Annotated in this window: 8 protein-coding genes; 4 read left to right on the plus strand and 4 right to left on the minus strand. The window is 37.4% G+C overall.

Going from position 1 to position 9805, the window contains the following annotated elements:
* Positions 1-322: 322 nt before the first annotated feature.
* From BM211_RS25065 to fdhF, 3 genes are all read right to left on the minus strand, one after another.
* Positions 323-778 carry a hypothetical protein gene (locus BM211_RS25065; RefSeq protein ID WP_256217208.1) on the minus strand — a complete coding sequence of 152 codons (456 nt, stop codon included), beginning with the start codon at positions 776-778 and terminating at the stop codon, positions 323-325.
* A gap of 414 nt (positions 779-1192) precedes the next feature.
* Positions 1193-1678 carry a helical membrane plugin domain-containing protein gene (locus tag BM211_RS25070; RefSeq protein WP_091000114.1) on the minus strand — a complete coding sequence of 162 codons (486 nt, stop codon included), beginning with the start codon at positions 1676-1678 and terminating at the stop codon, positions 1193-1195.
* A 12-nt stretch (positions 1679-1690) separates the two neighbouring features.
* On the minus strand, positions 1691-4633 hold the full coding sequence (gene fdhF / locus BM211_RS25075; protein WP_035433550.1) for a formate dehydrogenase subunit alpha: 2943 nt from the start codon (positions 4631-4633) through the stop codon (positions 1691-1693).
* Between the two features lie 415 nt (positions 4634-5048).
* Here fdhF and fdhD point away from each other — a divergent pair, with 415 nt between their 5' ends.
* The 4 genes from fdhD (at position 5049) to BM211_RS25100 (ending at position 9640) form a co-directional block, all read left to right on the plus strand.
* Positions 5049-5846: a formate dehydrogenase accessory sulfurtransferase FdhD gene (gene fdhD, locus BM211_RS25080; protein WP_091000116.1), complete on the plus strand. Its 798-nt coding sequence runs from the start codon at positions 5049-5051 to the stop codon at positions 5844-5846.
* A 468-nt stretch (positions 5847-6314) separates the two neighbouring features.
* The gene (locus tag BM211_RS25085; RefSeq protein WP_035433548.1) at positions 6315-6821 is read left to right on the plus strand and encodes a GNAT family N-acetyltransferase; all 507 of its coding nucleotides are present in this window, start codon (positions 6315-6317) and stop codon (positions 6819-6821) included.
* Between the two features lie 617 nt (positions 6822-7438).
* Positions 7439-8116: a response regulator transcription factor gene (locus BM211_RS25095; protein ID WP_035433547.1), complete on the plus strand. Its 678-nt coding sequence runs from the start codon at positions 7439-7441 to the stop codon at positions 8114-8116.
* A 147-nt stretch (positions 8117-8263) separates the two neighbouring features.
* Complete coding sequence (locus BM211_RS25100; RefSeq protein WP_035433546.1) at positions 8264-9640, plus strand: HAMP domain-containing sensor histidine kinase; 1377 nt, start codon at positions 8264-8266, stop codon at positions 9638-9640.
* Here the strand turns inward: BM211_RS25100 and BM211_RS26890 are convergent.
* A partial coding sequence (locus BM211_RS26890; RefSeq protein ID WP_218160829.1) for a hypothetical protein occupies positions 9618-9805 on the minus strand: 188 nt, incomplete at its 5' end. The two genes, BM211_RS25100 and BM211_RS26890, sit on opposite strands and share 23 nt — an antisense overlap.

Here is a 9805-nt window from a genome sequence, read left to right on the forward strand (position 1 = left end):
GCTGCGGCTAATATTTTACGAAAAGTAGTCCCGAATGCATGGACAAACGGGATAGAGGGGTTAGGCGTGGAACAGCTCGCTAGTGTGTTAACTCCACTAACGTTAATCGTCCGTTAGGTTGAAACGTTAGAAACCTCCACTTCAAGCTTTGCTAAGTGGGGAAGTATTCATAAACATATAAAAGAGCGATGGATTTTAATGTAACGGGTTCAGTTAGCAGGTGGAAAATTTAATTTAACAGCTATTTTGGCAATAAAATTGGCAGCTATTAGAAACAAATAGAAAAATAAAAATAATGTCATTTGACATCCTTTTTGGCTTATTATTGACTATTTCTTTTTTTTAAAAACAAATAAATGACACCAATCAACAAAATTAATCCTATAAAGTACGGTAATAAATTTTGCCAATTATATTTGTTATCGCTTTGTTCGCCGCTACCTGCATATTCACCATTATAATTTGCTTTTATAAATGATTTTTCACTTTCTTTAACCGCAATTGAGTCATTTGCTTTAACACCTTTAATTTCGTAGTATTCAGTGCCTTGGGGAAATTTATTTGAAAAATTCCCACTGTAAGTACCTTCGTTGTCCGAATAATTAGTAAGCTCACCTATCTTCTTCCCGATTTCTTTGGGTTCAATATGGGTTTCTGAAATAATATAAGTGCCACCATCAAAGACAACAAAAGCATGTGCCCATTTCGCATAACTTGTACTAACAAGGAAACTACACCCGATTATGAAAACGAAAAACAGACTTATTATGTTTCGCAACACTATCCCCCCTTTAAAAAAATCAGGCACTTATCGACCACTTCTTCTTCGGTATAGTATTTGACCGTGGCTTTTGTCTGCTCCGATATGTTCTAATTTACCTCGCTTTCTCGGCGTGGTTTCGGTTCAAGAAAATTCATCGTTTCCTCCTCGTATTAATTTGACATGTTTTTTGGCAATCAATTTGACACCTAAATTGACAAGTTAAATCCTCTCTCTGTAAATCACTCCTAATTCTACATTCTTTAAACATTTTCCTGTCAATTTAGTTGCCAATTTCAAAAAAAGATTGATAAACCAATAAAAAAGGCGTTCTAAAACTGTTGCCAGTTTGAACGCCAATTTGTGTGTCATTTTAATTTTTCAACCTCTTAACTGAACCCGTTAATTTTAATGCCACCGCTCTTTGTCTTATTAGTTCTTCTTTTCTAGCTCTTGACCAAATGCTTTCAAAAAATTAAATCCAAATGTAATTGCTCGGTTTATGTCTGGATCTCGTAATACTTTAAAGAAATCCATCACGCCTGTTTTCCTACCTTTTTCCAATTCATCTGCTGCATATTGTAAACCTGTAACTAGACTGGATGTGACTTGCTTGGTTACTTCTGGGTCTACTGAAGATAGCGCTTCTCCTGCACCCATCACATTATTTAATGCGTTTTTTACTGGTTCACGGTTTAGTTGTTCAATCGCAATTTTCGAAACATCTTCTTTCGCTGCCAGCAAGCTTACGGCAGCATCTAACAAACCAGCTTTTTGAAGCTGTGCTAACAAATGAATCGTTTCTTCAATTGCCTGTTGATTCTCTCCTAACTGTTGTAATAATCCCTCTGAAACTTGTTGTTTCTTTTGTTCCTCTGTTACAACTGTTTTTTGAATCATCGTAATTTCTTTTGCCACAATGCTCGCCCCCTAGTTTTCATCCACAAGTGATACATATTGTTTTCGTTGCCATTTCTTCTGCACTTCGACACCATTTTGCGGATGACGCTCTTTATTTCGCGGGTTGGAAGCAGGAAGTGGACGATTTCCTTTTTCACGCAGCACACGCATTTTGACGCGCGTTTGTTTATATGCTGGTGTACATGTAAAAAGATCCGTTGCCGTTCCTGTTAAAATATTAATTGCTTCTTCATTTACTGTTGCATGCATCGGTAAATATAATTCGTTTCCAGTTACCCGATCTGTAATAAGTGCTGGAACTTTAATTTTTCCAAACGGTGATGCAAGTTCAACCAGACCTCCATCCTTCACATTTCGCTCCATCGCTAGTTCCGGGGAAATCTCAACAAATACCTCTGACATTTTTGATAAAATACCTGCCGATTTCTTTGTCATATTTCCCTCATGGAAATGTTCAAGCATGCGGCCATTATTTAATAATAGATCATATTCTTCCGGTGCTTCGACTGGCGGTACCCATTCATCAAGTGATAGACGAGCTAATTTATCAGGAAAATTAAATCCATCTACATATAATAACGGTGTATCACTGCCGTCATGACTACCCCAGCATAAGCTATTCCATCCTTCTAAACGATCATATGTTGCCTGAGAATATAAAGGAGCAAGTGATGCGATTTCATCCATAATTTCACTTGGATGTTCATAGGTCCAATTTGCACCTAATGCACGAGCTACCTTTTGCAGAATCCACCAGTCTGGTTTGGAATCACCAAGCGGCGGCATAACTTCGTATAAACGCTGAATCCGGCGTTCTGTATTCGTAAATGTTCCTTCTTTTTCTAAACTTGGTGCTGCTGGTAAAATGACATCTGCAAAACGAGCTGTTTTCGTTAAAAACATATCTTGTACAACAAGGAAATCAAGATTTGCTAAAATGTGCTGCACATGATTCGCGTTAGAATCAACTAATGCCATTTCTTCTCCCATCACATACATGCCGCGTAATTTCCCTGCTTCTGCAGCAATCAGCATCGCAATGTTATTTAATCCTGGTTCTTTCGGAATCGAAACGCCGTATGCTCTTTCAAATTTCGCGCGCAGTGCATCATCGGATATCGCTTGGTAACCAGGCAGCCAGTTTGGTAATGTCGCCATATCACAAGCACCTTGTACGTTATTATGTCCGCGCAGCGGGTATGCTCCTGCACCGCGGCGACGATAATTACCTGTTACAAGAAGTAAATTAGAGATTGCAGCTGATGTCGTACTTCCGCCTGTATTTTGCGTTACTCCCATACCCCAAAGTACACATGTGCCATCTGCATCACGAATCATTTTTGCCATTTCTATTAATGTATCTTTCGAAATGCCCGTTACACTTTCTGTATAATCAAGCGTATACTTCTCTAACATTGTTTTATATTCATCAAAGTTCTTTACGTTTTCAGCTAGAAATGCTTGATCATGCCAATCTTGATCAATAATATATTTTGTTACACCTGCTAGCCAAACATAGTCAGTACCTTGACTTGGGTGAACAAATAAATCGGCACGCTCTGCCATTTCATGTTTACGTAAATCAGCTACAATTAATTTCTGCTCATGAATTTTATGGGCACGTTTCACACGCGTCGCAAGAACTGGATGACCTTCTGTCGGATTTGCCCCGACAATAATGATAAGTCCTGCCTCTGCAATATCTTTAATTGTTCCTGCATCACCACCCATGCCTACTGTTTTAAATAAGCCATCTGTTGCTGGTGATTGGCAGTAGCGAGAACAGTTGTCCACATTATTTGTTCCATATACTTGGCGCGCTAACTTTTGCATTAAATAATTTTCTTCATTCGTTACTTTAGAAGAAGAAATAAATCCAAACGCATCACTGCCATGTTGCTCTTTAATATGACTCATATTTGCTGCAATAACTTCTAGCGCTTCTTCCCAAGTTGCTTCAACAAACATGTCTCCTTTACGGATCAGCGGCTTTGTAATCCGTTCTTCACTATTTACAAAATCCCATCCGAATTTCCCTTTTACACACGTTGAAATTCCGTTTACTGGCGCATCCGATGACGGTTGTACTTTTAAAATGTGACGATCTTTCGTCCACACTTCAAATGAACACCCGACACCACAAAACGTACAAACGGTTTTCGTTTTATTGATTTTCGTTTTACGCATCGCTGCCTCTACTTCCGAAACAGCTAAAATACTGCTATAACCCGGCTCTACATCTTTTACAAAATCAATCATTGGATGTAATACGTCTTGTTTTATCCCTGTCATAAAACCAGCTTCTCCAAGCATCGATTTTTCCATTAGGGCATTACACGGACAAACCGTGACACATTGCCCACAACTTACACAAGAAGAATCATTAATGGATACGCCATCATCCCAAATGACACGCGGGCGATCTAAACTCCAATCAATCGATATTGTTTCGTTTACTTGTAAGTTCTGGCACACTTCTACACATTGCCCACATGCAATACACTGATTTGGATCGTAACGATAAAACGGATGGGACATATCCACCTCCGAAACGCTCACTTTCGGTTCGTACGGATATTTCTGCTCCTCAATTCCCATCATATGTACCGTATTATGGACTTTACAATTCCCGTTATTATTATCGCAAACAGTACAATATAATAAATGATTCTCAAGTATTCGATCCATCGCTTCTGTTTGAGATTCAACTGCTCGCTTTGACTTTCTCTCAATATGCATACCTTCTTCAAGGTTTGTTGAGCAAGCGCGCATCAGTTTTCCATTCACTTCAACAATACATGTATCACATGTCTGAATCGGATCTACTTCTGGTACGTGACAAATTTGCGGGTGTTCAAGTTCTCTTTCGTTAAATAACTGCAATATCGTTTTTTTACTAGATGAAATATACTCTGTACCATCGACAGTTACACGAATTTTCTGTTCTGACATCTTTACCCTCTCCTTACAACCAACCGTACAACACATTCTGAATACGTTTTCAAAACGATGTTGCTATACGCTCTTTTTCAAAACAGCAAAACTAGTTCTTAGAGGTAGATTCTTGATGTATAAAATAAGCTTACAATTGATGTATAAACTACGATTCTATTATATCGTAGAAAACAAATAATAACCAAGGGATGTATGTGAATACAAAGTGAAAAAATGGTATAAAAAACCTTCTTTTTTTAGGTGGGCAAGGTTTTAAAACAAATGGAGCAAGCGAGTTTTGGTTCCAGTGTATTTTCCGTAGCAGCGACTTCTGCGTTGAAAAATTAAAATAGATTTATATAAAACGAATGCTTTTCTTTTTTTCTTGTCTTATGATAAACATGGGAGAATAATTGATAAAGGGGAAAATCGTATGGAGTCCGTTCAAAGCACATATAAAATGGTTCGTTACCAAGGTGGAACATTTCATCAAAAGGATGATGAGATTGTAACAGAGTATCCACTTACAATTAAACTAAACGGTGAAGAATATGTAACAATTGTTTGTACCCCTGATCATATTGAAGATATGGTTATTGGTTTCTTAGTATCAGAAGGTATTATTCCTTCCTATAAATATATTGAACAATTATGGATCCAAAGAGAAAAAGGATTTGCGCATGTCACAACGACGCAAACAAATCCACTCTATCAAACTTGCTATAATAAACGATATGTGACATCGTGCTGCGGTAAAAGCAGACAAGGCTTTGTCTTTGTAAATGATGCGGCAAAAGCAAAAACGATGCACGATATTCATATTACGCTCAAACCTGAAGATTGCTTTCGCCTCATGAATGCTTTGCAGCAATCCTCTACTACTTTCCAAGAAACAGGCGGCGTACATAACACCGCATTATGTGATGCAAAACAAATTCTCGTTTCACGAATGGATATTGGGCGTCACAATGCTTTAGACAAAATTTACGGTTATTGCTTACAAAGCAATATTTCGATAACAGGAAAAGTAATTGCCTTTAGCGGACGCATTTCATCCGAAATCTTACTTAAAGTTGCAAAAATCGGCTGTGAAATTGTCCTATCAAAATCCGCTCCGACAAAATTAGCTCTAGAACTTGCTCATGATTTAGGAATTACTGTCGTTGGTTTTATTCGCGGTGATTCTTGTAATATTTACACGCATCCAGAGCGAATTGAGGGGTATAATTAAACAAAACACTGAGGCGTTTCACTTTTCGCTATGATTCAACTCAGCGAATCAACTACTTGTATGTCGAATATCGTCGAAGCGTCTTTAAATCATGTCGAAGCGCCGATATATTCTAAAAAGTGGTCGATATATCATGAAAAGCGCCGATATATTGCAAAGAACGATCGATAACGGAAAAAGGAATGACTTCAAAGGGCACTTATGTGCCTTTTCGGTCAGCTTCTATATAAATAAATAAGTCACTGCAATGTAGAATACACGATGATCCCCACTTTCGTTTAAAACGTGGCAGAAAAAGGAACTGACCGCTCCTATGCACGGCCAGATGCTCTCGTTTCTCATAAAAGGAAAGGCGGTTTTATGTAACTTACATTCGTATAGTTATAAAAATGTAACATATATATCTGTTGAATAGTTAATAAAGTTAATATATAATTTCATTACATAAACCACTAGGAGGTTACTTGTATGAATATTCGTGTATTAACAAAAGAAAATGCAGATATATATTTACAACTTTGCATAGAAGGATTAACTCAAAATCCAGAAGCATTTGGTTCCTCTTATGAAGATATTATGAAACAAGAAAATCCCGTTTCTGCCATTGCAAAACGGTTAGATAACCCTGAAAAGTTTACGATAGGTGCTTTTCATGAAGAGGAATTGATCGGTATTGCCACTCTTGAAATAAAACCACTTGTCAAACAAGAGCATAAGGCGAAAATTGGCTCTGTATATGTCTCTCCAAAAGCACGTGGTCTTGGTGCTGGAAGAGCGTTAATTGAAACTATCATTGAAAATGCCCCTAGATTAGATATAGAACAAATTATGCTTAATGTGGTTTCCGGAAATAAACCGGCAAAGAAACTATATGAATCACTTGGGTTCCAAACATTTGGTGTAGAAGAACGTGCTTTAAAATATAACGGACAATATTGGGATGAAGAGCATATGATGTTATTTCTCAATGCTTAACACCCACTCTCCTGCAGCTCTTGAAGTGGGTGTTTTATATATTCAGCATCACAAAAGCCTCGCACAATGTATGCGAGGCTTCTTCTCTATCTCATAATAATAAATTTATTTATAATAACCAAAAAAACTTTCTGGCACAAACAACGATAATCATCATTGATACCGCAATGCAGATTATAGCTCCATTTCGTTCTTGTTTCTGCTTTTCAATGTCTTGCTTGTTCACTATCCAAGTCCCCTTTTATCTACATTCAAAAAAAAAGCCGTGAGATAGAAATTTTTCTTATCCGATGCGAGGTGAATACGAAAAATGTTCTCTATCTCACGTACACAATAGAATGGAATTTGCCATTTTGAAATCAAAATGACATGACGTTATGTCGCAACATAGGGTATTTTTGTGCTGCTACATTGATTATTATAAAAGAAAAATGTGCAAAAGTAGTGCATTTTTTATGGCAATTGTCCTTTTTTTTTCCATATGAACAGTGTTTTTTGTAAAGTTCATGTAGAATAATATTAAGGAAACTTCTATTCGCGAGAGCTTGACTCTCCTATTTTTTCCTTTTGACTCTTAATGCAGGAGTAAATAATGAAAATTTGAGGTGAACATCGCTATGGCAAAACTATTATTAGTAGATGACGAAGAACGCATGCTTCGCTTATTAGATTTATTCTTAAGTCCACTTGGACATTTTTGTATGAAGGCAACATCAGGCCAAGAGGCACTTGAGCTCGTTCAACAAAAAGAGTTTGATCTGATTTTGTTAGACGTGATGATGCCCAAAATGGACGGCTGGGAGGCTTGCTCTCAAATTCGCCAAATCAGTAACGTCCCCATTATTATGCTAACAGCACGGAATCAAAATTATGACATGGTGAAAGGACTCACATTAGGTGCTGATGACTATATTACAAAACCATTTGATGAGCAAGTATTAATCGCTCGTATCGAAGCTGTGCTCCGCCGTACGAAGAAAGAGGGATTTGTAAACTTTAACGGCATCGAATGGGATAAAACGAGACATACCGTAACTGTATATGATGAAAAACTCTCTCTCACGCCAATTGAGTTTTCCTTGCTTGGACTCTTTTTACAAAATATAAACCGTGCTTATAGCCGTGATGAGCTTATCGAAATCATTTGGGGATTTCAAACAGATATTGAATATCGCACTGTTGATTCTCACATTCGTAATATACGTGAAAAGCTTCGAAAAGCAGGATTTCCTATCGAAGATTATCTAGAAACCGTTTATAAAATAGGTTACAAATGGAAAAATGGATCCTCATAAAGAGAAAGGAAAACTTTCATCAGTGGGGATTCTTCTTCTTTCCCCATGAATGATTGGTTGAACTACTCAGACATATACTAGCAGTTTTTCTTCTATACAGTAGAGGTTTTACTGCCTGTTAGTACAGGAAAAAGGTTGTGAATCATAATGAATAAACTTTCTATAAAGCTTGGGACGTATTTTTTATTGTTAGCTCTTTGCATTGAATCCGTACTATTTGTATCCTTTCATACAACATTAGCACAAATGCGTGTGGACGAAGAAACTACGGCCCTACTAGAAAAAGGAAATTGGTATCGTAATATTATCGAAAAACGCTATAGAGAAGGAATCTTTGAACGCGTGGTAACGATGGAATCGAATTCGCCTGCCCACACAAAACTTGTCATAACAGATGCAACAGGCCACGTTATAGACTCTTCTGATGCTATCACCGAAGACATGCGCAAACAACTTGAACAAAAAATTACGCACATTCCTAGAGATGGAATGGTAACAGAATGCCGCTGGAAAGACTCAAAATATATTTCAACAGCCAGCCCTATAGTAAAATATGGAGTTGTCATTGGCTATGCCCATATGTTTTTAGAGACTGCCTCTATAAAAGCAATGATTTTTCGATTAACACAACAATTTATTACTGTCGGGGCCTTGACAGTAGCTCTCACAACAATTTTAGTATTTTTACTTTCAAGGGTTATTACAAATCCACTTATAAAGATGAAGCAAGCAACTGAAAAAATGATGAAGCAAAACGAGCCCATTACGTTAGGTATTAAAAGTAATGATGAATTAGGAAGCCTAGCAAAAACAATCGAACAACTTTCTAGTGAGCTAACATATATGAAAAAAGAACGAAACGAGTTTCTCGCCAGCGTTGCACATGAATTACTCACTCCGCTCACATATGTAAAAGGATACACAAAAGTTGCCAAAAGAGGGTCTTTATCTAAAGAAGAACGGGAAGAATACTTACAAATCATTGAAGAAGAAACAGAAAATATTACTGAACTCGTACAAGACTTATTTGAACTCGCGCAACTTGAACAACACCAATTTACGATAAAGAAACAGTCCATCTTACTGTTACCATTTGCTGAACGTATCATTGAAAAGATAAAACCATCTCTTAAAAAAAAGCAAATGACTCTCTCTTTATATTGCCCAGAAGATTTATATGCCTGTATCGATGACCGCCGCATGGAGCAAGTCATGCTAAATTTATTACATAATGCACATCAGCATTCTCACGAAAATTCTCATATTACAGTACAAGTATTAAAAAAGGAGAATACTTTTCTTATACAAGTGCAAGATGAAGGGGAAGGAATTCCAAGTGAGGACATATCACATATTTTTGACCGCTTCTATCGAGTTGATAAATCCCGAACACGAGCAACTGGCGGAAAAGGTATTGGTTTAGCTGTTGCAAAAGAAATTGTGGAGTTGCATGGTGGTTCTATAGAAGTAACGAGTGAGGTCGGAGTTGGAACTACATTTACTATTGAGTTACCTGTTGAATAGCTGTTTTATATAAAAGTTGAAATAAAACCCTTTTCTTTTTTAGATGGGCGAGAGCAGCTAGCCGTGCATGGTAGCGGTCAGGGCCTTTTTCTGCCACGGGCCATGTTTTAAACAAAGAGAGCAAGCGCGTGGCTATTATTGTGTATTCTACATAGCAGCGACTTA

Origin of the sequence: Bacillus sp. 491mf, assembly GCF_900112415.1 — a bacterium.
In the GTDB taxonomy this organism is placed as follows: Bacteria; Bacillota; Bacilli; order Bacillales; family Bacillaceae_G; genus Bacillus_A.

What these genes read in the sequence shown, in the direction of transcription:
- BM211_RS25095 (WP_035433547.1), top strand. Translation starts at nt 7,439, where the DNA reads ATGGCAAAACTATTATTAGTAGATGACGAAGAACGCATGCTTCGCTTA.
- fdhD (WP_091000116.1), top strand. Translation starts at nt 5,049, where the DNA reads ATGGAGTCCGTTCAAAGCACATATAAAATGGTTCGTTACCAAGGTGGA.
- fdhF (WP_035433550.1), bottom strand. Translation starts at nt 4,633, where the DNA reads ATGTCAGAACAGAAAATTCGTGTAACTGTCGATGGTACAGAGTATATT.
- BM211_RS25100 (WP_035433546.1), top strand. Translation starts at nt 8,264, where the DNA reads ATGAATAAACTTTCTATAAAGCTTGGGACGTATTTTTTATTGTTAGCT.
- BM211_RS25085 (WP_035433548.1), top strand. Translation starts at nt 6,315, where the DNA reads ATGAATATTCGTGTATTAACAAAAGAAAATGCAGATATATATTTACAA.